This is a genomic window from Leisingera sp. ANG-M7 (assembly GCF_000813965.1).
Lineage (GTDB): Bacteria > Pseudomonadota > Alphaproteobacteria > Rhodobacterales > Rhodobacteraceae > Leisingera.
Map to the genome: position 1 here is coordinate 134029 of NZ_JWLI01000012.1, position 23276 is coordinate 157304.

Here is a 23276-nt window from a genome sequence, read left to right on the forward strand (position 1 = left end):
TCCTGAGCGCCCGTTCACCTCAACTGCTGCCGGCGGGAGTTAGCTCCGCACCAGCTTCTCATAGTCCTCGGCGATCTCGCGGGTCAGATCACCAACTTCAAAGGTATAGTCGCCGATCTGCCCGACCGGGGTGACCTCGGCAGCGGTGCCGGTCAGCCAGCACTGCTCAAAGCCTTCCATCTCTTCCGGCTTGATGCGGCGCTCGTGCACGGTGATGCCCTTGTCCTTGAGCATCTGGATCACGGTCTGGCGGGTGATGCCATTGAGGAAGCAATCGGCCAGCGGAGTGTGGACCTCACCGTCCTTCACAAAGAACACATTGGCGCCGGTCGCCTCGGCCACATAGCCGCGCCAGTCCATGAACAGCGCGTCAGAGCAGCCCTTGGCCTCTGCCTTGTGCTTGGAGATGGTGCAGATCATGTAGAGGCCAGCCGCCTTGGCGTGAACCGGGATGGTTTCCGGGCTCGGGCGTTTCCATTCCGCAATGTCGAGCTTGGCGCCCTTCATCTTGGCGTCGCCGTAATAGGCGCCCCAGCCCCAGACCGCGACCGCCATACGCACCGGGTTCTTGGCAGAGGCCACGCCCATGTCCTCACCCGAGCCGCGCCAGACCAGCGCCCGCACATAGGCGTCCTGCAGGCCGGAGGCTTTCAGCGCCTCTTCCTTGGCCGCCTCGATCTGATCAACGGTATAGGGCATAGGCATGTCCAGCGCTTCTGCGCTCGCGATCAGGCGCTCGGAATGCTCGCGGCTTTTGAAGATCTTGCCGTTATAGGCGCGCTCGCCCTCAAACACAGAGGAGGCGTAGTGCATCGCATGGGTCAGGATATGCACCTTGGCATCCCGCCAGTCGACCAGCTCCCCATCCATCCAGATCACACCGTCGCGGTCGTCGTAACCAGCCATGCCGCACCCTCCTGATTTTTGCGGTGATTTTCATTTATTGCGCAAGTTAAGGCCGAACCGGACACAATCTTGCGCCAAAGCTGCGATTCGATACATCTTCACCCTTGGAATGTCAACAACACTGACATAAACTGACCGGTAATACAGACGAGGGGGCACCACATGCCTGAGGGCCGGACAGGGCAGGGATACAGCGGCGAAAGCCTGCTGTTTCTGACAGATGAGCAGCTGCGCCAGGGGATCGAGGCAATGTTTTTTGCCTACCGCGGCTTTACCGCCGATCCGGACCGGATTTTGGCCGAAATGTCCTATGGCCGGGCGCATCACCGCGCCATCCACTTCATCAACCGCTCGCCGGGCACCACGGTGAACAACCTCCTCAGCATCCTGGGCGTGACCAAACAGTCGCTGAACCGGGTGCTGCGCACGCTGATTGGCGACGGGCTGGTGATCTCCAAAGTGGGGGAGCTGGATAAGCGCGAACGCCACCTCTATCTGACCGATCAGGGCGCGGCGCTGGAGGCGACGCTGTCGGACGCCCAGCGTGCCCGGATGCGCGCCGCTTATAAGGACGCTGGCCCCGAAGCGGTGCAGGGCTTCAAGAAAGTGCTTGAGGCTATGATGGACGCGGACATGCGCCGCGCCTACGCCAAGCTGCGGGACTGATCAGGCATGAGCACCCATGACGCCCACCTGCTGATCGTCGATGACGACGAACGCATCCGCGGCCTTTTGAAGAAATTCCTGATGCGCTCCGGCTTTCTGGTGACGGCCGCGCGCGACGCCGCCCATGCCCGCCGGGTGCTGGCGGGCCTCGACTTCGACCTGATCGTGATGGATGTGATGATGCCGGGAGAGGACGGCGTGTCGCTGACCCGGTCCCTGCGCGAAACCATGACCACCCCGATCCTGCTGCTGACCGCCAAGGGCGAGACCGAGGACCGGATCGCCGGGTTCGAGGCCGGGGCGGATGACTACCTCCCGAAACCCTTCGAGCCCAAAGAACTGCTGCTGCGCGTCAACGCGATCCTGCGGCGGATGCCGGACACGGTTGCACAGGAGGCCGCGCCCAAGGTGCTGCATCTGGGCGCCATCCGCTATGACATCGAACGCGGCGAGATGTGGCAGGGCGATGAGCTGATCCGCCTGACCGGCACCGAAAGCCAGCTGATGAAGATCTTCTCCGCCCAGCCGGGGGAGCCGGTCTCCCGCACCAAGCTGGTCGAGGATCTGGGCCGAGACCGCGGCCAGGCGCAGGAACGCGCGGTGGACGTGCAGATCACCCGCCTGCGCCGCAAGATCGAGCCGAACCCGAAACAGCCCCAGTACCTGCAAACCGTGCGCGGCGCGGGATACATGCTGGCGCCGGACTAGAACCGTCCCGCCTCTTCTTCCGGCCGGAAATATCCCGGGGGTGAGGCCCGTCTTGGAAACCGTGCGGGGGACGGTTTCAGGGCAGAACGGGGCAGAGCCCCACTCCGCAGGGCCGGGGGCAGCGCCCCCATTTCGTCCGGCCAATTGGCATCCGGGGGTGCACAGGGGGTGTACGTCCGGTGCACGCATGCCACCCCCCGGTTTTCCCTTGCAGCCAGACACCGCCCCCACCTAGTGTCGCGCCAGGACCCGCAGCCGGAGGAACGCGCCTATGACCACCGCCCTGATCACCCACGCGGACTGCCTCAATCACGTCACACCTGAGGGCCACCCCGAACGGGTCGCACGGCTGGAACACATCCTGCACGCGCTGGAGCCGCTGGACCTGAAGCGGGTGACAGCCCCGATGGCCGCCGAAGATGACATCCTCCGCATCCACCCCGCCTCCTACCTCTCGGACCTGCGCAAATCCTCCCCGGCAGAAGGCTGGGCGCAGATCGACGGCGACACCTTCCTGTCTCCCGGTTCGCTGGACGCAGCCTTCCGCTCGGCAGGCGCCGTGGTGCGCGGTGTCGACATGGTGCTGGGCGGCGAGGTGCAGAACGCCTTTGCCGCGGTGCGCCCGCCGGGGCATCACGCCGAAACAGACACTGCAATGGGCTTTTGCCTGTTCGGCAATGCGGCGCTGGCGGTCAAGCACGCGCTCGATCACCACGGGCTCAGCCGTGTCGCGGTGGTGGATTTCGACGTGCATCACGGCAACGGCACCCAGGACCTGTTGTGGGATGAGCCGCGCGCACTGGTCATCACCAGCCAGCAGATGCCGCTCTGGCCCGGCTCCGGCCGCCCGGATGAAGACGGCGCTCACGGCCAGATCCTCAACATGCCGCTGCCGCCGGGTTCGGGCCGGGCAGAGATGCAGGCGGCCTATGAAACCCAGGCCTTCCCGCGCCTGCGCGCCTTCAAACCGGAGCTGATCATCATCTCGGCCGGTTTCGATGCTCATCAGGACGACCCGCTCGCCAGCCTCAACTGGGCCACCGCGGATTTCGCCTGGGTCACCGCCGAGCTGTGCAAACTTGCCAGTGAACTTTGCGGCGGCCGTATCGTCTCGACTTTGGAAGGCGGATATGATCTGAACGCGCTGTCCGCGGCTACCCGCGCGCATGTGGAAGAATTGATGAAGGCACCGGCATGACTGAGACCCCCGTAGACCAGATGAGCTTTGAACAGGCGATGCGCGAGCTGGAAGGCGTGGTGGACCAGCTGGAGCGCGGCGACGTGGCGCTGGATGCCTCGATTGCGCTCTATGAACGCGGCGCCGCGCTGAAGAAACGCTGCGAGGACGAGCTGAAGCGCGCCGAAGAAAAAGTGGCCGCGATCACCCTGGACGCCAACGGCACCCCCAAGGGCACCCAGCCGCTGGACGCCGGCTGAACCATGACCGCCGCCGCAGACACCCAAACGCGCCCCTTTGCAGAGGCACGGAAAGACGCGCAAGACCTTGTTACCGCGCATATGGAGCTGCGGCTGGCGGGCAATGACGCGCTGCACGCCGCGATGCGTTACGCCATCACCGGCGGCAAGATGCTGCGCGGCTTCCTGGTGCTGGAAAGCGCCCGCCTGCACGGCGTGCCGCAAGACGCAGCGATTGAGGCGGCGCTGGCAATCGAATGCATCCACGCCTACTCCCTGGTGCATGACGACCTGCCCTGCATGGACGACGACGACCTGCGCCGCGGCCAGCCTACGGTCCATAAGAAATGGGATGAGGCGATGGCGGTTTTGGCAGGCGATAGCCTGCAAACCTTTGCCTTTGAACTGCTGGCAAGCCCGAAGGTTGGCGCCCACGCGCTGACCCTGATCCGCGGCCTGGCACAGTCCTCTGGAAAGGACGGCATGGTCTCTGGCCAGATGCTGGACATCGCAGCGGAAAGTGCTGCTGAGCCGCTCAATCTCGAACAAATCACCAAACTGCAGAGCCGCAAGACCGGCTGCCTGATCGAATGGTCCGCCACCGCCGGCGCGGTGCTGGCCGGGGACGACCCGGCACCGCTGCGGCAATACGCACGCGCCCTGGGCCTTGCTTTCCAGATTGCTGACGACATCTTGGATGTGGAAGGCGATGCCGCCAAGGTTGGCAAGGCGGTGCGCAAGGACGCAGATGCCGGAAAGGCGACCTTTGTCTCATTGCTGGGTCTGGCAGAGGCAAAAGCCCGCGCACAGTCGCTTTGCGAGGATGCCTGCGCCGCGCTGTCACCCTATGGTGATGACGCCGCAACCTTGAAGGAAGCCGCGCGTTTCGTTATTGCGCGCGACAGCTAACCCCGCGCCACGCCTCTGAAAGGCGCAGCCCAAGGAGACACCATGCTCGACCGGCCTAAGACCCCGCTTCTGGACCAGATCACGCGCCCCGCGGATCTGAAGGGGCTGACGGATTCCCAGCTGGTGCAGGTGGCCCACGAGCTGCGGCAGGAAACCATTTCCGCGGTTTCCGTCACCGGCGGCCACTTGGGTGCAGGCCTCGGCGTGGTGGAGCTGACCACCGCCCTGCACGCGGTATTCGACACCCCGCGCGACAAGGTGATCTGGGACGTCTCCCACCAGTGCTACCCGCACAAGATCCTGACCGGGCGCCGCGACCGCATCCGCACCCTGCGGATGAAGGACGGGCTCAGCGGTTTCACCAAACGCTCCGAGTCGCCTTATGACCCTTTCGGCGCCGCCCACAGCTCCACCTCGATCAGCGCAGCGCTTGGCTTTGCCGTGGCGCGCGACCTTGGCGGTGTGATCCCCGAAGGCAGCGGCGACGCCATCGCGGTGATCGGCGACGGGTCGATGTCAGCCGGCATGGCGTTTGAGGCGATGAACAACGCAGGCCATCTGGGCAAGCGGCTGTTCGTGATCCTGAACGACAATGAAATGTCGATCGCGCCGCCGGTCGGCGCGCTGTCCTCCTACCTGTCGCGCCTTTACGCGGGTGAGCCGTTCCAGGAGCTGAAGGCTGCCGCCAAGGGCGCCGTCTCTCTGCTGCCCGAACCCTTCCGCGAAGGTGCCAAACGCGCCAAGGACATGCTGAAAGGCATGGCCGTCGGCGGCACGATGTTCGAGGCGCTCGGATTCTCCTACCTCGGCCCCATTGACGGCCACGACATGGACCAGCTGCTGCCGGTCCTGCGCACGGTCAAAGCCCGCGCCACCGGCCCGATCCTGATCCATGTCCTGACCAAGAAGGGCAAGGGCTACGCCCCGGCTGAGGCCGCCCGCGACAAGGGCCACGCCACTGCCAAGTTCGACATGGTGACCGGCGAGCAGAAGAAGGCGCCCTCCAACGCGCCCTCCTACACGTCTGTCTTCGGCAATGAACTGGTGAAACTGGCCGCCAAGGACGACAAGATCTGCGCCATCACTGCAGCAATGCCCGATGGCACCGGTCTCAGCCTGATGGCCGAACGCTACCCCTCGCGCTGCTTCGACGTCGGCATTGCCGAGCAGCACGGCGTCACCTTTGCAGCGGCGCTAGCGGCCGGCGGCATGAAGCCGTTTTGCGCGATGTATTCCACCTTCCTGCAGCGCGGCTATGACCAGGTGGTGCACGACGTGGCGATCCAGCGCCTGCCGGTGCGCTTTGCCATCGACCGCGCCGGACTGGTAGGGGCCGACGGGGCCACTCACGCTGGCTCTTTCGACATTGGCTTCATGGCCAACCTGCCCGGCATGGTGGTGATGGCCGCCGCTGACGAGGCAGAGCTGGTCCATATGGTCGCCACCGCCGCTGCCCATGACGACGGCCCCATCGCCTTCCGCTACCCGCGCGGCGAGGGCGAAGGCGTCGAGATGCCCGATACCCCGGAGGTACTGGAGATCGGCAAGGGCCGGATGATCCAAGCGGGCAAGCGCGTCGCTCTACTATCTTTCGGCACCCGCCTGGGCGAGGTCCGCAAAGCCGCCGAGGCGCTCTCTGCCAAGGGCATCACCCCGACCATTGCCGACGCCCGCTTTGCCAAGCCGCTGGACCGTGATTTGATCCTGCAGCTGGCCGCGGACCACGAGGCGCTGATCACCATCGAGGAAGGCGCAGTGGGCGGCTTCGGCTCCCATGTGGCGCAGCTCCTGGCCGAGGAGGGCGTGTTCGACAGCGGCCTCAAGTACCGCTCGATGGTGCTGCCCGACACCTTCATCGACCAGGCCAGCCCGGCGGATATGTATGAGGTAGCCGCAATGAACGCGCCGCAGATCGAGTCCAAGGTGCTGGACGTTCTGGGCGTGGCGACGATAGGCGAGAAGCGTGCGTAAGATTGGCCGCGAAGAGAATCGCGATCATGCAGTCACTCTTCCCGCCTCATTTAAACCGGAACGCTCCCGGATCATGTATATCGAAGACAAATCCGAAGGGCTGGATGGGCCCGCCAGGATCGGCCGCGTCTATTTTTCGAAATCAGGCAAATCGCTTTATTACCAGGGCAGGGTTTTCAAGAGCCTCAAGGGTTCAGGCTTCAAGGCAAACTACTTTGATGTGGATAGCGGGAAGCACTTCTGGATTTCCGGCCCGCGCAAAGACCAGAATGACAGGCTGTACGGCGGCTTCCGGGACGCGGTCATCGACGAAGATGTCCAGGACTAATACGCCAAGCTGATGCAATCAGGCTGACAGAACCGAAATGTAGGTTTGCGCTGAAAGCACTCAAGGAATTCACACCCCCGGCGGCTCAGCCGGCGGCACAAAGCTCTCCATATCCTCCGCCTCCAGCACCGCCCGCAGACCCTCGCGGTAAGTGGGATAGAGCAGCTCCACTCCCAGTTCCTCCTGGATCAGGCGGTTCCTGACCCGCTTGTTCTCGCCATAAAAGCTGCGTGCCATCGGGGTCATGCCGGCCTCTTCAAACGGCACCTCAGCAGGCATTGGCAAGCCCAAGAGTTCCGCGGCATGGCCCAGTACATCCTGCGGTGGGGCCGGGTCGTTGTCGCAGACGTTATAGATGGCGCCCGGACGCGGCTGTGCGATGGAGGCCGCCAGCACCTGGGCGATGTCGTCCACATGGATACGCGAAAACACCTGCCCTGGCTTGATGATCCGCCGCGCCTTGCCCGCCATCAGCTTGGCAAAGGGGCCGCGGCCGGGGCCGTAGATGCCGGCCAGCCGGAAAATGTGAAGCGGCAGGCCGGGGATGGCCTGCCATTGCGCCTCCGCCAGGGCGCGCCAGTCGCCACGCTGGCTGGAGGGTGTCACCGGTGTATTCTCATCCACCCAGGCGCCATCGTGGTGGCCGTAGACGGCTGTGGTCGACAGATAGCCGACCCACTCCAGATCAGGCGCGGCGGCAATCCGGTCACCCAAGGCCGCCAGAACCGGATCCCCATCCGCATTAGGCCCGATCGAGTTCAGGATATGTGTCACCCCGTCCAGCGGAACGTCCTGCCCGGGCCAAGTGATCATCTCAACACCATCGGCCGCCGCCAACTCACGCGAGGTGCCGATGACCCGCCAGCCCTGCGCCAGCAGACGCGGGGCAAGCGCCCTGGCGGTATAGCCAAATCCAAGACAAAGCAGCGTTTTTCTCATGCCTCCTAGATGCGTTGGCCGCAGCCGGGGTGCAAGGGTTGATTCGAATCCTTCGCGCGGCTTTGATGGCCCGATGAAAAAGCAGACACCCGGATTGGCCGATGCCTATGAACTGAGCACGCCTGAGGATTCGCGGCGGCTTTATGCGGACTGGGCCAGCACCTACGATCAGGATTTCGCCGCCGGGCAGGACTACCTGCTGCCCGGACTGACGGCCAAGGCTTTTGCCGCCGCCGGGGGATCGAGTCCGGTGCTGGACGCGGGCGCAGGCACCGGCCTCTGCGGCGCTGCGCTGCGGGCGCTTGGGGTTGAACCTGTCGACGCCACCGACATCAGCGCTGCCATGCTGGCCGAGGCGCTGCGCAAGGACGCCTACCGAGACGTGATCGAGGCCGACCTGATGGAAGGCATTCCGGTTCCGCGCGGTTCTTACCGCGGGGTGGTGTCTTCGGGCACTTTTACCCACGGCCACCTGGGCCCCGAAGTGCTGCCCGCCCTGCTGCGCGTGGCCGCTCCCGGTGCCTGGTTTGCACTGTCAGTGAATGCCAGGTTCTACGAAAAGGCAGGGTTTGCCGAAGCCTTTGACCGGCTGCTCAGCGGTCAATGGATCAAGAGCCTCACCCTGCCGGAGCTGCGCATCTATGGCCCGCGCGCCACCGGGCCGCATAAGGATGACACCGCCCTCATTGCTCTGTTCCAGAAGGCGTAGCACTGTTCCGCTTTCGCCGTGTCAAGGGAGGCGCAGCCTCCGCGCGGCACGCGCGGCTTGTCCTTGAGGCGGCGATGGCCGGTCATACAATGGGCCTGGCTTCTTGAGGAGCAGACCTGCTCCTCAAGAGCGTCCCCGCAAAAAAGTAACGCCGCGCGAAGCGCGGCGCCGGGCCCAACTGTGCAGGGGCGTCTTCAGATTCCCCGCAGCAGGCGGGAGAATTACGTTACCGCCCCTTCCAGACCGGATCGCGTTTTTCGGCAAAGGCGCGGGCGCCTTCCAGGTTGTCCTCGGAGCCGTAAAGCACATCCACCGTCTTGAGCTGGCGCTGCGTGATGCGGTTCATCGCATCCTGGAATTTGCTGTCCTCGGCGTCGCGCACGATCTCCTTGATCGCCGCGTAGACAAGCGGCGGGCCGGAGGCGAGCAGCCTTGCCAGCTCCCAGGCACGGTCCATCAGCTGATCCGCTGCCACGATCTCATTCACCAGACCCCAGCGGTTGGCCTCTTCAGCGTCAAACCAGCGCCCGGTGAGCAAAAGCTCCATGGCGATGTGATAGGGGATGCGTTTGGGCAGCTTTACGCTGGCGGCATCCGCCACCGTGCCGGAGCGGATCTCCGGCAGCGCAAAACTGGCGTGATCGGCAGCGATGATCATATCCGCCGACAGCGCCAGCTCCAGCCCGCCGCCGCAGGCGATGCCGTTCACCGCAGCGATCACCGGCTTGTTCAGATCGCGCAGCTCCTGAAGTCCGCCAAAACCGCCGACACCATAATCGCCATCCACCGCATCGCCGTCCGCCGCCGCCTTCAGGTCCCAGCCGGGGCAGAAAAATTTCTCCCCGCCGCCGGTCAGGATTGCCACCCGCAGCTCCGGGTCGTCGCGAAAATCACGGAAGACCTCGCCCATGACCCGGCTGGTGGCCAGATCTATGGCGTTGGCCTTGGGCCGGTCCAGTGTCACTTCCAAAATGGCGCCGTCGCGGCGGGTTTTTACGGGGCTTTCACTCATGTTGTCTCCTCCTGGCATTGGGCATGCCGTTCTGTTTCATGGCCGCAGCGCTAGTATTTCCGGCGCATCAGCGCATCCGCTGCCACCGCATCAGACGGGGTGCACAAGAGCGGGTTGATCTCGATCTCTTCCAGCCCCAGCGCGTTCTCCACCACATAGGCCTCAACCGCGCGGATTGCGCGCAGGATCGCCTCGCGGTCCGCCGCCGGGGCGCCGCGGTAGCCGTCCAGCAGCTTCGCGATGCGCAGCGACTGAAGCGCGGCCTCAATCTCCGCATCCGAGGCCGGCAGCAGGAAAGACGCGCTATCCTCCATCAGCTCGGTCAGGGTGCCGCCCGCCGCAAGCGTCATCACAAAGCCATGCGCCGGGTCCTTGACCACACCGATCAGCAGTTCTGCCACCGCGCCGGTGACCATCTCCTCCACCAGGAAACGCTCCGCAGGCATGTTGAAAGCCGCGTCGCTCACCTCCTGGCCCGAATTCAGGTTCAGAACCACCGCCCCCGCCTCGGTCTTGTGCACGACACCCTCGCCCTTCAGCACCACCGGGAAGCCGACATCCACCGCCACCGCGCGGGCATTGGTGGCCGAAGCGGCCCGTTTGGAGCGCGGCGTGCGCAGCCCATAGCTGGCAAGCTGCCACTTGGCTTCGGCTTCCGGCACCAGATCAGGCTCTACAGCGGGGGTTGGCAGCAACAGCGGCGCAGGCGCCTCCGGCAGCGGCAGGCTGGCCGCCTCGCAAGCGGCAATCGCTTCACTGAGACCGCAGAAGGGCACCACGCCTGCGTCCATCAGCCGGGCCGCCACATCCTCTGGCAATAGCTCCGGCAGGGTCGCCACCAGCCCAACATTGGCGCCGGTCCGTTCGTGCGAACCGATGGCGGCCTGAATGGTGCATTCCCAGTCCGAGGCATCGCAGCGGTCATCACGCGGGAAATCCACAATCAGCATGGTCATTGCCAGCTGAGGATCCATCATCGCCGCGAACGCTTTGGTCATCGCCTCGGTGTCGCGCCAGATATAGGTGTGATAGTCGAGCGGATTTGCCAGCGCCACCATCGGGCCCAGCGCCTCGCGCAGGTCCGTTTTCTGGCGGCCATTCAGCGGTGGGAACTCCACCTTCCGCGTATGGCCGGTGTCTGCGGCCAGGCTTGCTTCCCCGCCGGAGCAGCTGATGGTTGCGATGCGGTTCGAAGGCAGCCGCCCCGCCACATGCAGCAGCTTCAGCGTCTCCAGGAAGGACGGCAGGTCATCCAGACGCGGAATGCCAAGGCGTGAGAGCAAAGCCCCGGCCCCCGCGTCACCGCCCGCAAGCGAGGCGGTATGAGAAACAGTTGCGGCCCGGGCCTCGGCCGATTTGCCGACTTTCAGAGCAATAACCGGCTTGCCCAACTCGCGCGCCCGTGCGGCCAGGCCCTCAAAGGCGCGCAGATCACCAAAGCCCTCGATATGTAGGCCCAGCGCGGTGACGCGGTCGTCTTCCAGCAGCGCCTCGCCGATTGCAGCAATACCCGACTGCGCCTGATTGCCCGCGGTCACCACATAGGCCACTGGCAGCCCGCGTTTCTGCATGGTCAAATTGATCGCAATGTTGGAGCTCTGGGTGATCAGCGCCACGCCCTTCTCTACACGCTGGCCGCCATGCTGGTCCGGCCACAGCAGCGCGCCGTCCAGATAGTTGATGAAGCCATAACAGTTGGGCCCAAGGAAAGGCATATCGCCCGCCGCTTCCAGCAGCTGCGCCTGAAGGTCCGCGCCTTCAGCGTCCTCGGCTGCCGCTTCCAGAAAACCCGAGGCAAAGCACACGGCCCCGCCAGCACCGCGCGCAGACAGCGCCCGCACCACTTCGATAGTGGAAAAGCGGTTCACTCCGATAAAGGCCGCATCGGGCGCTTCCGGCAGGCTGTCCGCATCCTTGAAGGCCGGCAGCCCCGCGACCTCTTCTGCCTTGGGATGGACGGGCCAGATGGTGCCCTCGAATCCCATCTTCTGACATTGCTCGATGACAAGGCGGCACCACGCGCCGCCGCCAATTACAGCAATGGTTTTCGGGCGGAAAAGTCTGTTTAGAGACTGCATTTGATCTTATTCACCGGTCTTGCCGCGGTCCAGGTGGCCGAGGTCTTGTTCAGGGTTGATCCGGTCGCGCACGCGGGATTTCAGCTCTTTCACATCAGGAAAGCCGCCGTCCCGTTTGCGTTCCCAGACCAGTTCCTTATCAACATGGATCTCAAAGATCCCACCCAAATCGCCGGGAACCAATGTCACCCCGCCCAATTGGTCCTGGAAGGTCTGCAGCAGTTCCTGCGCCATCCAGCCCGCCCGCAGCAGCCAGTTGCAGCCGATGCAGTAGGTAATGGTAACAATTGGTTTCCCGGCTTGGGACATGGATCAGCCTCCGACGGCGCGCAGCATCTCGCGGCTGATGATGTGCCGCTGGATTTCACTGGTGCCTTCCCAGATACGCTCGACCCGCGCGTCGCGCCAGATGCGTTCCAGCGGCAGTTCATCCATCAGGCCCATGCCGCCGTGAATCTGGATCGCCTCATCGGCCACCATCGCCAGCATCTCAGTCGCCTTCAGCTTGGCCATCGACATGTCGCTCTCGGTGACGGTGCCCTGGTCGAATTTCCAGCCGGCTTCCCAGGTCAAAAGGTTCGCTGCCTTCAGCTCCAGCGCCATGTCGGCGAGTTTAAAGGAGATGCCCTGGAACTTTCCGATCTGCTGGCCGAACTGCTTGCGCTCAGCGGCGTATTCGATCGAGTGCTGCAACGCCCGTTCGGCGCGGCCCAGACAGGTGGCCGCAACCTGCAGGCGGGTGGCGCCCAGCCAGGTGTTTGCCACCTCGAACCCCTTGTCGACCTCACCCAGAATGGCCGAGGACGGCAGACGGCAGTCGTCGAATTCCAGCACCGCGTTGGTATAGCCGCGGTGGCTGACGTTGCCGTAGCCGTCGCGCACCTCAAAACCCGGGGTGCCCTTGTCGACAAAGAAGGCGGTGATCTTCTTCTTCGGCCCGCGCGGGGTATCCTCAACGCCGGTGGCCATGAAGCAGATCGCAAAATCGGCGATATCCGCGTGGCTGATGAAATGTTTGGTACCGTTCAGGATCCAGTCGTCACCATCCTGACGGGCAGTTGCCTTCATACCGCGCAGGTCGGAGCCCGCATCCGGCTCAGTCATCGCAAGGCAGTCCCATTTCTCGCCCTTCATGCAGGGGAACAGGTACTTTTCTTTCTGCTCCTCGGTGCCCGCCAGCAGAATGTTCGACGGCCGCGCAACGCCTGTCCAGTGCAGCGCATAGTTGGCGCGGCCCAGTTCCTTTTCGTACATCAGCCAGGTCAGTGTATCGAGGCCGGCGCCACCGACTTCCTCGGGCATGTTGGCAGCATAAAGCCCTGCTTCCACCGCCTTTTTCTGCACATCGCGGATCACGTCCATGTCCAGGTGGCCGGTGCGCTCAATCTCCGCTTCATGCGGATAGAGCTCCTTCTCCACAAAGGCGCGGGTGGTCTCAACGATCATGGACTGTTCTTCGGTCATCCCGAACTGCATGGCGGTCTTCCTTCGGCAAATCTGTTGCGGACCAGATTACGCCGCTTGCCTGCGCCCATCATGCATGAATAGAAATAATCATGCAAAGTTGGACAAAAGATACCGCTGCAGTGCAGCAATTGGATGTGCTGCTGTTTGATGCCTTTTCGGCCCATTGCCTGGCCAACACAGTGGAGCCGCTGCGTGCCGCCAATACGTTTGCCGGGCGGCAGGTCTATGCCTGGCGGTTCCTGACGCTGGACGGCGGACCGGCGGTGTCGTCGTCAGGCATGGAGGTGCGGGCGCATGGGAAGCTGGGCGATTGCAGCGGTGATCTGCTGATTGCGATGCCGTCTTATGACTTCCTGCGCCATGCCAATGTGGCGACCGCCCGGGCGCTGAAATCCGCTGCCCGCCGTTACAAGGGACTGGCGGGGTTCGACACCGGCGCCTGGTTGCTGGCGCAGGCCGGGCTGCTGGACGGGCGCCGGGCCACCATCCACTGGGAGGAACTGGGCCGTTTCACTGAGGCTTTCCCCGAGGTTCAGGCCGAGCGTGCACGGCAGGTCCGGGACGGCGACCGCATCACCTGCACCGGCGCGCTGGCGGCCTTTGACACGATGATGGAGCTCATCGGCGATCAGCATGGCGCCGCCCTGCGGCTTGAGGTTGCGGCACTGTTCATGGCGCCCGAGGCAACCGAAACCCAGGACCCGATCCTGGTGCGCGGCAAATCGGTTGCCCGCGCGGTTGCGGCGATGCAGGCCAATCTGGAAACGCCCTTGCCGATCGCTGCCGTAGCCAGAAAAGCGGGGCGCAGCCAGAAGGATTTGGAGGCGCGGATGAAGGGTGAACTGGGGGCAACGCCGCAGGCGGTCTACCGGCGGCTGCGGCTGATACAGGCTAGAAAGCTTGTGTTAGAGACTGTTCTAAGCGTTTCCGAAATTGCTCTGCGCTGCGGCTACGACGACCCGAGCGCGCTGACCCGGGCCTTCAAGGCAGAGTTCGGAACCACTCCGCGCAGCTTGCGCAGCAGCGGCTAGGCCTGCTTCGCCGCCATCCACTGGTTCAGCCGCCACAGCCCCCAGGCCAGCGGGATCGCGGCCAGCCCGCCGATCACATAGGCCAGCGGCTCATCCGCGAAGGATTCGAACATCTGCGTATAGGCGTGGATCGCGGCAAAGGTCAGCGCCGCGTTGAACAGCCCGCGCTGGTGCCGCTGCGCCGCCCAGAAGATCACCGCCGCCAGCACCGCCGCCCAGAGCACGGAATAGACGTTCTCGGAAATGAACAGCGCACTGTCACGGAAGGCATCGCGGGCGGCGGAGTAGCTTTCCCAATCCTCATAACCATCGCTGTAGCGGCCCGGCCCCCAGACGGTTTCACCCACCACGTCCCCCCACAAGGAGCCGACCAGCGCGCAAAGGTTTGCGACCACAAAACCCAATATCGCCAGAATGCGCAGGTGCCGCGCATCACGTTCAGCCAGCCGGGACGCGCCCCAGACGCACAGCACGATCAGCAGCACCATCTGCAGGATCGTCAGTGTCGATTCCGGCGAATAGAAAACATAAGCCGCGTGGAAATAGCTGGTGCCCGTCTCAAGCATCTGCGCAAAGGGCGCAATCGCCAGCGCGGTGACAAAGCGCACATCCACCTGCCAGCCGGCCAGCGCCAGCGCCGCCGCATAGTAAAGCAGCGCCAAGTTCCGCAGCGGTGATCCGATGCCGTATTGCTGCAGTAGCAGCTCGATCCCAGCCAAATGCATCGCCAGTCCCATCAGCAGGATCGCACCCAGCACAAAGCCCGCGGACCAAGCCCCGTGCCGCCAGCGCCAGGTGCAGATCAGCGCCACCAGCGCTCCGGTGGGCAGCATCACCCAGCCGGCAATGTCCTCATACTTATCGACCAGCTCAATCCCGGCGCCGCCCATCAGCATGCCCGCGCCGATCAGGGTTGCGGAATTTCCGAACATCCGCAGCGTCTCTCTGCCGCGGGCCAGAACCGCCAGCCCGCCGCCCAGCATCAGGATGCCGGTCACGGCCACCGCCAGCGGATCCGCCAGCCAGAAAATGAACCCGGCAGTAGCGGCGATAATCCCGAAACACAGGATTGCGTTCACCGCCAGCGACACCATCACCTCTCGCGAGCGCGCCTCGATGGTGCGGGCCTGATCCGGGGTCAGCACACCTTCCTCGACCAGGGCATTAGTATCGGCAATGGCGTGCATTAGCGGTCCCTCACGGCATCAAGAATGATACTGCCCAGCATGGACCGGCCGTGGCCAGCGGGAAAGGGGAGGAATTCCCGCCGCTTACCCCTTGGGGCGGCTTGGCACCCAGGCATAGCCGTTTTCACACAGGATATAGGCCTCGCGCAGGCCATGCGGCTTGTCCGTCGGCGCCTGCAGAACGGTAAAGCCCGCCGCCTCTGCCCGCACCGTGACCTCATCCGGATCGGTATCATACAGGCGGATCTCAACCCCCGCCCCGCGTGGCGGGTTTTCCGGCAGCAGCCCCAGCAGCGGATTTTCCGCATAAGTGCCGTCACTGTGCAACTGAAACACATGATCGCCGCAGGTGACGATGGCAAAATCCTTGCTCACCTGATGGCCCTTCATGGCAAAAACAGTCTCTAAAAATGAAACTTCTGCTGGCACATCCCGCACCAGCAAGTTGATTCCGATCCCGCGCAGGGAGCGGCCAAAGCTGTCTGCGTCCACAGTCTGGTAGTCCATGCCAATTCCTCCGCATAAGAAACACTTGCACCCTGCCGTTGAAACCCGCGCTGCGGCAATGCCAAACACGTCAGCTTTCGGCGCCTTTCCACCGCCTGCATGAAGCTTTGATGGCAAAGCCGGCAATCCGCTTGCCTTCCCGCCCGCAATCGGAACAATTGGATTATGTCAGATAATATTTTCCCAAGCTGGCCCGACTCCGCCCCGCAATTGATCGAAGTAGCCGCCGGCCGCGCGCCCGCCGACACGGTGATCCGCCAGGGCATCTGGGTCAATGTCCACACCCGCGAACAGCTGCCGGATCATGATATTGCGATCAAGGCGGGCCGCATCGCCTATGTCGGCCCGGATGCCTCCTACTGCACCGGTCCCGAGACGCAGATCATCGAGGCTAACGGCCGCTACATGATCCCCGGCCTGTGCGACGCGCATATGCACATCGAAAGCGGTATGCTCACCCCCGCCGAATTTGCGCGCGCAGTGATCCCGCACGGCACCACATCCATGTTTACCGACCCGCATGAGATCGCCAATGTGCTGGGTCTGGACGGCGTGCGCTACATGCATGACGAGGCGCTGATGCAGCCGGTCAACATCTTCACCCAGATGCCCAGCTGCGCGCCCTCGGCGCCGGGGCTGGAAACCACCGGTTATGAAATCTCTGCCGAAGACGTGGCAGAGGCGATGAACTGGCCCGGCATCATCGGGCTGGGGGAAATGATGAACTTCCCCGGCGTCGCCAATGCCGACCCCAAGATGCTGGCCGAAATCGCCGCCACCCAGCGCGCAGGCAAAACCGTGGGCGGCCATTACGCCTCCCCCGACCTCGGCCCAGACTTCGCCGCCTATGTGGCCGGCGGCCCAGCCGATGACCACGAGGGCACCTGCGAGGCGGATGCCATCGCCCGGGTGCGCCAGGGGATGCGGTCGATGATGCGTCTCGGCTCTGCCTGGTATGACGTTGAGAGCCAGATAACAGCAGTGACGGAGAAGGGCCTGGACCCGCGCAACTTCATCCTCTGCACCGATGACTGCCACTCCGGCACGCTGGTCAACGATGGTCACATGAACCGGGTGGTGCGCCACGCCATTGCCTGCGGCTGCGACCCCGTGATTGCCCTGCAGATGGCGACCATCAACACCGCCACCCATTTCGGGCTGGAGCGGGAGATCGGCTCCATCACCCCCGGCCGCCGCGCCGATGTGATCCTGACCTCGGACCTCTCCGAACTGCCGATCGAGGTGGTGATCGCCCGCGGGCAGATCGTGGCAGAATCAGGCTCTATCAAGGTCGATTGCCCGCATTACAACTGGCCCGCCAGCGCCCGCGGCACTGTGCATCTGGGTCATGAGCTGACGGCGAAGGACTTCGAACTCGCCGCGCCGGAAGGTGCCAATGCGGTCACTGCAAATGTGATCGGCGTGGTCGAAAACCAGGCCCCGACCAAGGCGCTGCAGGCAGAGCTGCCTGTGGTGGATGGCCTGGTCGAGGGCAGCGGCGACGTCTGCCAGATCGCCCTGGTCGAACGCCACCGCGCCACCGGCGGCGTCACCAACGCCTTTGTTTCCGGCTTTGGCTACAGCGGCAAGATGGCGATGGCCTCCACCGTGGCGCATGACAGCCACCATATGATCGTGGTCGGCACCGACCGCGAGCAGATGGCGCTGGCGGCGAACCGGCTGGCACAAGTAGGCGGCGGCATCACCCTTTATAACGACGGTCAGGAGCTGGCGCTGGTCGAGCTGCCCATCGCCGGCCTGATGTCCGACAGCCCCGCCACCGAGGTTGCGGCCAAGGCGCAGGTGATGATGGAGGCAATGCAGGCCTGCGGCTGCGCCCTCAACAACGCTTACATGCAGCACTCGCTTCTGGCGCTGGTGGTGATCCCGGAACTGAGGATCTCCGACCTGGGCCTGGTTGACGTGCGCACATTCCAGAAAATCCCGGTAATCGAGCCTGCCCAATGATAACAACAAAACACCCCGGCCATCCGCCGGACGAAAGCTTCAACGACGCAACCGAGGCCGTGGACCGGCTGGAACTGCTGTACCGGCAGGCCACCGGGTTCCTGTGCGATGAGTTTATCCGTGCGATGGCGGACGGTGCGCCGGACAACCAGCGCATCCGCGCCTATTACCCGGAAATCCGGTTTTCGACCCTGACCTTTGCCCAGGTGGACAGCCGTCTCAGCTTCGGCCATGTCTCTGCTCCCGGCACCTATGCCACCACGGTGACGCGGCCGGACTTGTTCCGCAATTACCTGATCCAGCAAATCGGCCTGCTGATCCGGAACCACGGCCAGCCGGTGACCATCAGCGTCTCAAACACCCCTATCCCGGTGCATTTCGCAGTGGCCTCGCGCCCCGACCTGACCGTGCCGCAGGAGGGTGCGGCAGGGTTCACGCTGCGCGATGTGTTTGACGTCCCGGATCTGTCGACCACCAATGACGACATCGTCAACGGCACCTATCAACCACCCAACGGCACCGGCCCGCTGGCATTGTTCACCGCCCAGCGCATAGACTATTCGCTGGCGCGGCTCAGCCATTACACCGCCACCAGCCCGGAGCATTTCCAGAACCACGTTCTGTTCACAAACTATCAGTTCTACGTGGCGGAGTTCGAAGCCTATGCCCGCGCCCAGCTGGCGGATCCGGACAGCGGCTACGCCAGCTTTGTCAGCACCGGCGATCACGAGATCACCGATTCTGACGCGGTGATCCCCGAAGCCGGCAAGCTGCCGCAAATGCCCACTTACCACCTGAAGCGTGAGGACGGGAACGGCATCACCCTGGTCAACATCGGCGTCGGCCCCTCCAATGCCAAAACCGCAACCGACCACATCGCGGTGCTGCGCCCGCATGCCTGGCTGATGGTCGGCCATTGCGCGGGCCTTCGGAACACCCAGGCGCTGGGGGACTTCGTGCTAGCGCATGGCTACCTGCGCGAAGATCATGTGCTGGACGACGACCTGCCGGTCTGGACCCCGATCCCCGCTCTGGCCGAGATCCAGGTCGCGCTGGAGGAGGCGGTGGCCGAGATCACCGAATACGAAGGCTTCGACCTCAAGCGGATCATGCGCACCGGCACCGTCGCCACCATCGACAACCGCAACTGGGAACTGCGCGACCAGTCCGGCCCGGTGCAGCGCCTCAGCCAGTCGCGCGCCGTGGCGCTGGACATGGAAAGCGCCACCATCGCCGCCAACGGCTACCGCTTCCGGGTTCCGTACGGAACGCTGCTCTGTGTGTCGGACAAGCCGCTGCATGGCGAACTGAAGCTGCCGGGCATGGCGTCGGACTTTTACCGGACCCAGGTTGCGCGCCATCTGCAAATCGGCATAAGAGCAATGGAACGCCTGCGCGGCATGCCTTTGGAGCGTCTGCACAGCCGGAAATTGCGCTCGTTCGACGAAACAGCCTTCCTGTAGGGCGGTTTTTTGCAGTTTTCCTAGAAAAAATGCCCATTTTGGCCTGTGCGGCGCACACAAGAAGTTGTGTTATCATACAACATAACGATAATGTCACGCGATGAGGCCCCACAGTTCGGGCAGTTTAAGGAGACGAAGAATGTCCAAACCGATGACCAAAACCCAGCTTGTTGCCGCTCTGGCAGAGGAAATGGGCAGCGACAAGAAAGTCGCAGGCTCCGCACTGGAAGCGGTCTGCTCGCTGATCACCCGCGAAGTGTCGGGCGGCGGTGCCGTGACCCTGCCGGGCGTCGGCAAGATCTACTGCCGCGAGCGTCCCGAGCGCGAAGTGCGCAACCCGGCCACCGGTGAGAAGTTCACCAAGGAAGCCGACAAGGTGGTGAAAATGACCATCGCCAAAGCGCTGAAGGACAGCGTGAACGGCTGATACCGGACCTGATCCGGACGATTTGAGGGCTGCCCGCTGCGGGCGGCCCTTTTCTTTTGCCACCGCACATACGGCCAACAGTTCGACCGCCAGCGCAGTGTTCCGGATTGCAAAGCTGGACCGAGCGGCGCAGGCTGATCCCAAAGCACAAGGGGGCCCGCGCCATGGAGAACGTCAATCTGCTGCTGATCCTGGGTGCCGCTTTGCTGGCCGGCGCCAGCCCCGGACCCGCGACCCTGACCATCGCCGGCACCGCCATGCAGCGCGGCCGCGCCGCCGGGCTGGCACTGGCGGCCGGCGTCAGCAGCGGCTCGCTGATCTGGTCGGTCTCTGCCGCATTTGGCTTGGGCGCGGTGATGCTGGCGAATGCCTGGATGTTTGAGGTTGTCCGCTATTTCGGCGCCGCCTACCTGATGTATCTGGCGGTCCGCTCCGCCCGTTCCGCGCTGCGCTCCGGCGCCCCGGAGCTGCGCCCCTCTGCCGCGCCCTCCCTGCGCGCAGCTTACGCCAAAGGGCTGGCGCTGCATCTGACAAATCCGAAGGCGATCCTGTTCTTCGGCTCGCTCTATGCCATCGGCATCCCGCCCGGCACCGCGCCCTCAGCGCTGCTGGTGGTGATTGCTGCAATCGCGGTGCAAAGCACGCTGATCTTCCACGGCTACGCGATCCTGTTCTCCAGCGCCGCCGCCAGCCGCATCTACATCCGCCTGCGCCGCTTGTTCGAGGCGCTGTTTGCCGCCGCCTTTGGCGCCGCCAGCTGGCAGATCTTCGCAGCCCGCCTCAGCTGACGGGGCTTGATCCCGCCGCCCGCTTCCCCGAAGGTCCGCCGCAGAAGAAAGGGTTGGGACAATGGACGCACGCGCAATTGCCATGGGGCTTGCCTTTGCCCTGATGTGGTCCTCGGCATTTACCTCGGCCCGGATCATCGTGCAGGACGCCTCGCCGCTGTTCTCGCTGGCGGTGCGGTTCCTGATTTCCGGCCTGATCGGCGTCGCCATTGCACGCGCCATGGGCCAGACTTGGCGGCTGACGCCCGGCCAGTGGCGCGCAACGGTGATCTTCGGCATCTGCCAGAATGCGCTCTACCTCGGCCTGAACTTTGTTGCCATGCAATGGATCGAGGCCTCACTCGCCGCCATCATCGCCTCCACCATGCCGCTGCTTGTGGCGCTGGCGGGTTGGATGCTGTTTGGCGAGCGGCTGCGGCCCCTTGGCTATGCCGGGTTGCTGGCGGGCATCCTGGGCGTCGCCCTGATCATGGGCACCCGTCTCAGCGCCGGCGTGGACCTGACGGGCGTCTTCCTCTGCGTGATTGGCGTGCTGGCGCTCACCACCGCAACCCTCGCCCTGCGCGGCGCCACGTCGGGCGGCAACTTCATGATGGTGGTGGGGCTTCAGATGCTGATCGGCTCTGCCATCCTGTTCGTGGCCGCACCGCTGAGCGAGGACATCTTTGTCAATCCAACGTGGCGGCTGGCGGCGGCCTTTACCTATACCACCATCGTGCCAGGGCTGATGGCGACCTTCATTTGGGTGCTGCTGCTGAACCGCATAGGTGCCGTGCGCGCCGCCACCTTCCACTTCCTGAACCCGGTGTTCGGTGTGGCGGTTGCCAGCGTGCTGCTGGGAGAGAAACTGGGGCCGCTCGATGTGCTGGGTGTTGCCATCGTCACCGGCGGCATTCTGGCGGTGCAACTCTCCCGCCAGCCTGCACAGCCGCAAACAGGGCCCTCCCGCGCGGCAAAGCCGGGCTGACACCCGCCCCTGCCCCTTGGGCCCGGCGCCGCTACCGCGGCGCGGCCCCGTTGCAAGTGCTTGCGTTTCCAACGTAACCTGATCCGCAAAGACACAAACAGGAGGACGCGGCATGAGCGCGCAACTATCCCAAGTGCTGAACGCCATCGACGCCGCCAATGCCAAGGACCCGACACTGGAAGACGGCCAGCCCGCTGCGCTGCTTTACGGCCAGCGGATGAGCGCAGAGCAGGCCCGCCTGTTCCCGGGTGCTTCTGAGCCGCTGCAGATAGCTGCCCGCGGCCAGCATGTGGAGCGCTGGAAACTGGAACGCAGCGCCTTCCCCGAAGGCCACGCCGGCTACCTCGCATGGCGCAAGGCAGAGGCGGAGCACCACGCCGAAGTCGTCACCGCCCTGATGCAGGACGCGGGCTATGGCGCTGAGGACGTGGACGCCGCCGCCAAGATGCTGCGCAAGGAAGGCATCAAGCGCGACGACCAGGTGCAGGCGCTGGAGGACATCATCTGCTTTGTCTTCCTGAAGTGGTACTTTGAACCCTTTGCCGCCAAGCATCCGGCAGACAAGGTGCAGCGCATCGTCGAGAAGACCGCCCGCAAGATGTCGGCAGAGGCCCGCGCCCGGGTGCTGGGCGAATTCACCCTGCCCGCAGAGCTGGTCGGCGCCTTCGCCGCCTGACCGGCACCCGCTACACGGCTTTGCGAGCCGCCTGTAACAGGGCTTTGCATTTCAGAACCCAGACCCCATGTTCTGCTGCAACGCGAACAGGCGGGAGGACACCATGACCAAATACTTCAAAAACCCGGACGTTATCGCCACCCTCTCCGAGGAAGAGTTCTATGTGACCCAGAACGCGGGCACCGAACGCCCCGGCACCGGCAAGCTGCTCCATAACAAGGAGCCGGGCATCTATGTCGACATCGTCTCTGGCGAGCCGCTGTTTGCCTCCTCCGACAAATATGAATCCGGCTGCGGCTGGCCCAGCTTCACCAAGCCAATCGAATCCGCCCATATCCAGGAGCTGGAGGACCGCACCCTCGGCATGATCCGCACAGAGGTTCGCTCCACCCATGGCGACAGCCACCTGGGCCACGTGTTCCCGGACGGTCCGATGGACCGGGGCGGCCTGCGCTACTGCATCAACTCCGCCTCGCTGCGGTTCGTGCATCTGGACGACATGGAGGCCGAGGGCTATGGCGCCTACATCAACCAAGTGGAGGTCGTGAAATGAGCACCACCGAACGCGCCGTCCTGGCAGGCGGCTGTTTCTGGGGCATGCAGGAGCTGATCCGCAAACGCCCCGGCGTCATCAGCACCCGCGTCGGCTACACCGGCGGCGACGTGCCCAACGCCACCTACAGGAACCACGGCACCCATGCCGAGGGGATCGAGATCATTTTCGACCCTGCCGTCACCTCCTTCCGGGAGATGCTGGAGTTCTTCTTCCAGATCCACGACCCGACCACGGTCAACCGCCAGGGCAACGACCTGGGGATGAGCTACCGCTCGGCGATCTACTACGCGGACGAAACCCAAAAGGCCGTGGCCGAGGACACCATCGCCGACGTCAACGCCTCCGGCCTCTGGCCCGGCAAGGTGGTGACAGAGGTTGAACCCGTGGGCGACTTCTGGGAAGCCGAGCCTGAGCATCAGGACTACCTGCAGCGGCTGCCAACCGGCTACACCTGCCATTTCGCGCGGCCCGATTGGGTGCTGCCGAAGCGAAACGAAGCCGCTGAATAGGCTCTAACAAGGCTCTTTTTGCCCCGCCGCACCCCGGCGGGGCTGTTCACATGTCAGACGCCCAACAGGCAAACCTGCTTCTTCAGGC

Annotated in this window: 25 protein-coding genes; 17 read left to right on the plus strand and 8 right to left on the minus strand. The window is 64.1% G+C overall.

Annotated elements, in window-relative coordinates; all coding sequences use genetic code 11:
- Positions 1–39: 39 nt before the first annotated feature.
- Positions 40–906, minus strand: coding sequence for a branched-chain amino acid aminotransferase (locus RA26_RS15250; protein WP_039184938.1), 867 nt, complete (start codon positions 904–906; stop codon positions 40–42).
- 162 nt (positions 907–1068) lie between these two features.
- Between RA26_RS15250 and RA26_RS15255 the strand changes: the two genes are divergently transcribed.
- The 7 genes from RA26_RS15255 to RA26_RS15285 all read left to right on the plus strand — a co-directional run bounded on the left by RA26_RS15255 (position 1069) and on the right by RA26_RS15285 (position 6904).
- Positions 1069–1572, plus strand: a complete 504-nt coding sequence (locus RA26_RS15255) for a MarR family winged helix-turn-helix transcriptional regulator (protein ID WP_039184941.1) — start codon at positions 1069–1071, stop codon at positions 1570–1572.
- A 6-nt stretch (positions 1573–1578) separates the two neighbouring features.
- Positions 1579–2280 carry a response regulator gene (locus RA26_RS15260; RefSeq protein ID WP_039184943.1) on the plus strand — a complete coding sequence of 234 codons (702 nt, stop codon included), beginning with the start codon at positions 1579–1581 and terminating at the stop codon, positions 2278–2280.
- Between the two features lie 271 nt (positions 2281–2551).
- Entirely contained in the window at positions 2552–3478 is a 927-nt protein-coding gene (locus tag RA26_RS15265) for a histone deacetylase family protein (protein ID WP_039184946.1), read from the plus strand.
- Positions 3475–3717 carry an exodeoxyribonuclease VII small subunit gene (locus RA26_RS15270; protein ID WP_019297546.1) on the plus strand — a complete coding sequence of 81 codons (243 nt, stop codon included), beginning with the start codon at positions 3475–3477 and terminating at the stop codon, positions 3715–3717. Before RA26_RS15265 ends, RA26_RS15270 begins: the two co-directional genes overlap by 4 nt.
- Positions 3718–3720: 3 nt before the next feature.
- Positions 3721–4605: a polyprenyl synthetase family protein gene (locus RA26_RS15275; RefSeq protein WP_039184947.1), complete on the plus strand. Its 885-nt coding sequence runs from the start codon at positions 3721–3723 to the stop codon at positions 4603–4605.
- Between the two features lie 42 nt (positions 4606–4647).
- Positions 4648–6576: a 1-deoxy-D-xylulose-5-phosphate synthase gene (dxs, locus tag RA26_RS15280; RefSeq protein WP_039184950.1), complete on the plus strand. Its 1929-nt coding sequence runs from the start codon at positions 4648–4650 to the stop codon at positions 6574–6576.
- Positions 6569–6904, plus strand: coding sequence for a 1-deoxy-D-xylulose-5-phosphate synthase (locus tag RA26_RS15285; RefSeq protein ID WP_241482655.1), 336 nt, complete (start codon positions 6569–6571; stop codon positions 6902–6904). The genes dxs and RA26_RS15285 overlap by 8 nt, the downstream gene beginning before the upstream one ends.
- A gap of 69 nt (positions 6905–6973) precedes the next feature.
- Here RA26_RS15285 and RA26_RS15290 read toward each other — a convergent pair whose 3' ends face one another.
- Complete coding sequence (locus RA26_RS15290; RefSeq protein ID WP_039184961.1) at positions 6974–7843, minus strand: SDR family oxidoreductase; 870 nt, start codon at positions 7841–7843, stop codon at positions 6974–6976.
- 73 nt (positions 7844–7916) lie between these two features.
- Between RA26_RS15290 and RA26_RS15295 the strand changes: the two genes are divergently transcribed.
- Complete coding sequence (locus RA26_RS15295) at positions 7917–8552, plus strand: class I SAM-dependent DNA methyltransferase (protein WP_039184962.1); 636 nt, start codon at positions 7917–7919, stop codon at positions 8550–8552.
- A 226-nt stretch (positions 8553–8778) separates the two neighbouring features.
- Here RA26_RS15295 and RA26_RS15300 read toward each other — a convergent pair whose 3' ends face one another.
- Genes RA26_RS15300 through RA26_RS15315 form a run of 4 tightly spaced genes read right to left on the minus strand, consistent with a single transcriptional unit; the run spans position 8779 to position 13118 of the window.
- Positions 8779–9564: a carnitinyl-CoA dehydratase gene (locus RA26_RS15300; protein ID WP_039184964.1), complete on the minus strand. Its 786-nt coding sequence runs from the start codon at positions 9562–9564 to the stop codon at positions 8779–8781.
- Between the two features lie 50 nt (positions 9565–9614).
- Positions 9615–11642, minus strand: a complete 2028-nt coding sequence (locus RA26_RS15305; protein ID WP_039184967.1) for an acetate--CoA ligase family protein — start codon at positions 11640–11642, stop codon at positions 9615–9617.
- A 6-nt stretch (positions 11643–11648) separates the two neighbouring features.
- On the minus strand, positions 11649–11951 hold the full coding sequence (locus RA26_RS15310; protein WP_039184968.1) for a SelT/SelW/SelH family protein: 303 nt from the start codon (positions 11949–11951) through the stop codon (positions 11649–11651).
- A gap of 3 nt (positions 11952–11954) precedes the next feature.
- A complete protein-coding gene (locus RA26_RS15315) occupies positions 11955–13118 on the minus strand; it encodes an acyl-CoA dehydrogenase family protein (protein ID WP_039184970.1) in 1164 nt (387 codons plus the stop codon).
- Between the two features lie 80 nt (positions 13119–13198).
- Here RA26_RS15315 and RA26_RS15320 point away from each other — a divergent pair, with 80 nt between their 5' ends.
- Positions 13199–14140 carry a GlxA family transcriptional regulator gene (locus tag RA26_RS15320; protein ID WP_039184972.1) on the plus strand — a complete coding sequence of 314 codons (942 nt, stop codon included), beginning with the start codon at positions 13199–13201 and terminating at the stop codon, positions 14138–14140.
- Here RA26_RS15320 and RA26_RS15325 read toward each other — a convergent pair.
- Entirely contained in the window at positions 14137–15327 is a 1191-nt protein-coding gene (locus tag RA26_RS15325; protein WP_039184974.1) for a hypothetical protein, read from the minus strand. The two genes, RA26_RS15320 and RA26_RS15325, sit on opposite strands and share 4 nt — an antisense overlap.
- Before the next feature lie 84 nt (positions 15328–15411).
- Positions 15412–15834: a glyoxalase gene (locus RA26_RS15330; protein WP_039184976.1), complete on the minus strand. Its 423-nt coding sequence runs from the start codon at positions 15832–15834 to the stop codon at positions 15412–15414.
- Positions 15835–15999: 165 nt separating this feature from the next.
- On the opposite strand from RA26_RS15330, the gene ade reads away from it, so the two are divergent.
- From ade to msrA, 8 genes are all read left to right on the plus strand, one after another.
- Complete coding sequence (ade, locus tag RA26_RS15335) at positions 16000–17802, plus strand: adenine deaminase (protein ID WP_039184978.1); 1803 nt, start codon at positions 16000–16002, stop codon at positions 17800–17802.
- Positions 17799–19265 (plus strand): AMP nucleosidase, encoded by a 1467-nt coding sequence (locus RA26_RS15340; protein ID WP_039184980.1) that lies wholly within the window; start codon positions 17799–17801, stop codon positions 19263–19265. Before ade ends, RA26_RS15340 begins: the two co-directional genes overlap by 4 nt.
- Positions 19266–19404: 139 nt before the next feature.
- Complete coding sequence (locus tag RA26_RS15345; RefSeq protein ID WP_019297532.1) at positions 19405–19692, plus strand: HU family DNA-binding protein; 288 nt, start codon at positions 19405–19407, stop codon at positions 19690–19692.
- Between the two features lie 164 nt (positions 19693–19856).
- The gene (locus RA26_RS15350; protein WP_039184982.1) at positions 19857–20480 is read left to right on the plus strand and encodes a LysE family translocator; all 624 of its coding nucleotides are present in this window, start codon (positions 19857–19859) and stop codon (positions 20478–20480) included.
- Positions 20481–20541: 61 nt separating this feature from the next.
- Positions 20542–21447: a DMT family transporter gene (locus tag RA26_RS15355; RefSeq protein ID WP_039184984.1), complete on the plus strand. Its 906-nt coding sequence runs from the start codon at positions 20542–20544 to the stop codon at positions 21445–21447.
- A gap of 112 nt (positions 21448–21559) precedes the next feature.
- A complete protein-coding gene (locus RA26_RS15360) occupies positions 21560–22123 on the plus strand; it encodes a DUF4202 domain-containing protein (protein ID WP_039184986.1) in 564 nt (187 codons plus the stop codon).
- 103 nt (positions 22124–22226) lie between these two features.
- Positions 22227–22676 carry a peptide-methionine (R)-S-oxide reductase MsrB gene (msrB, locus tag RA26_RS15365; RefSeq protein ID WP_039185047.1) on the plus strand — a complete coding sequence of 150 codons (450 nt, stop codon included), beginning with the start codon at positions 22227–22229 and terminating at the stop codon, positions 22674–22676.
- Complete coding sequence (gene msrA / locus RA26_RS15370; protein ID WP_039184988.1) at positions 22673–23188, plus strand: peptide-methionine (S)-S-oxide reductase MsrA; 516 nt, start codon at positions 22673–22675, stop codon at positions 23186–23188. The genes msrB and msrA overlap by 4 nt, the downstream gene beginning before the upstream one ends.
- Positions 23189–23276 lie beyond the last annotated feature (88 nt).

Excerpts from the sequence above, each read along its gene's own strand:
- RA26_RS15250 (WP_039184938.1), bottom strand. The coding sequence starts at position 906 with ATGGCTGGTTACGACGACCGCGACGGTGTGATCTGGATGGATGGGGAG.
- RA26_RS15255 (WP_039184941.1), top strand. The coding sequence starts at position 1,069 with ATGCCTGAGGGCCGGACAGGGCAGGGATACAGCGGCGAAAGCCTGCTG.
- RA26_RS15260 (WP_039184943.1), top strand. The coding sequence starts at position 1,579 with ATGAGCACCCATGACGCCCACCTGCTGATCGTCGATGACGACGAACGC.
- RA26_RS15265 (WP_039184946.1), top strand. The coding sequence starts at position 2,552 with ATGACCACCGCCCTGATCACCCACGCGGACTGCCTCAATCACGTCACA.
- RA26_RS15270 (WP_019297546.1), top strand. The coding sequence starts at position 3,475 with ATGACTGAGACCCCCGTAGACCAGATGAGCTTTGAACAGGCGATGCGC.
- RA26_RS15275 (WP_039184947.1), top strand. The coding sequence starts at position 3,721 with ATGACCGCCGCCGCAGACACCCAAACGCGCCCCTTTGCAGAGGCACGG.
- dxs (WP_039184950.1), top strand. The coding sequence starts at position 4,648 with ATGCTCGACCGGCCTAAGACCCCGCTTCTGGACCAGATCACGCGCCCC.
- RA26_RS15290 (WP_039184961.1), bottom strand. The coding sequence starts at position 7,843 with ATGAGAAAAACGCTGCTTTGTCTTGGATTTGGCTATACCGCCAGGGCG.
- RA26_RS15295 (WP_039184962.1), top strand. The coding sequence starts at position 7,917 with ATGAAAAAGCAGACACCCGGATTGGCCGATGCCTATGAACTGAGCACG.
- RA26_RS15300 (WP_039184964.1), bottom strand. The coding sequence starts at position 9,564 with ATGAGTGAAAGCCCCGTAAAAACCCGCCGCGACGGCGCCATTTTGGAA.
- RA26_RS15305 (WP_039184967.1), bottom strand. The coding sequence starts at position 11,642 with ATGCAGTCTCTAAACAGACTTTTCCGCCCGAAAACCATTGCTGTAATT.
- RA26_RS15310 (WP_039184968.1), bottom strand. The coding sequence starts at position 11,951 with ATGTCCCAAGCCGGGAAACCAATTGTTACCATTACCTACTGCATCGGC.
- RA26_RS15315 (WP_039184970.1), bottom strand. The coding sequence starts at position 13,118 with ATGCAGTTCGGGATGACCGAAGAACAGTCCATGATCGTTGAGACCACC.
- RA26_RS15320 (WP_039184972.1), top strand. The coding sequence starts at position 13,199 with ATGCAAAGTTGGACAAAAGATACCGCTGCAGTGCAGCAATTGGATGTG.
- RA26_RS15325 (WP_039184974.1), bottom strand. The coding sequence starts at position 15,327 with ATGCACGCCATTGCCGATACTAATGCCCTGGTCGAGGAAGGTGTGCTG.
- RA26_RS15330 (WP_039184976.1), bottom strand. The coding sequence starts at position 15,834 with ATGGACTACCAGACTGTGGACGCAGACAGCTTTGGCCGCTCCCTGCGC.
- ade (WP_039184978.1), top strand. The coding sequence starts at position 16,000 with ATGTCAGATAATATTTTCCCAAGCTGGCCCGACTCCGCCCCGCAATTG.
- RA26_RS15340 (WP_039184980.1), top strand. The coding sequence starts at position 17,799 with ATGATAACAACAAAACACCCCGGCCATCCGCCGGACGAAAGCTTCAAC.
- RA26_RS15345 (WP_019297532.1), top strand. The coding sequence starts at position 19,405 with ATGTCCAAACCGATGACCAAAACCCAGCTTGTTGCCGCTCTGGCAGAG.
- RA26_RS15350 (WP_039184982.1), top strand. The coding sequence starts at position 19,857 with ATGGAGAACGTCAATCTGCTGCTGATCCTGGGTGCCGCTTTGCTGGCC.
- RA26_RS15355 (WP_039184984.1), top strand. The coding sequence starts at position 20,542 with ATGGACGCACGCGCAATTGCCATGGGGCTTGCCTTTGCCCTGATGTGG.
- RA26_RS15360 (WP_039184986.1), top strand. The coding sequence starts at position 21,560 with ATGAGCGCGCAACTATCCCAAGTGCTGAACGCCATCGACGCCGCCAAT.
- msrB (WP_039185047.1), top strand. The coding sequence starts at position 22,227 with ATGACCAAATACTTCAAAAACCCGGACGTTATCGCCACCCTCTCCGAG.
- msrA (WP_039184988.1), top strand. The coding sequence starts at position 22,673 with ATGAGCACCACCGAACGCGCCGTCCTGGCAGGCGGCTGTTTCTGGGGC.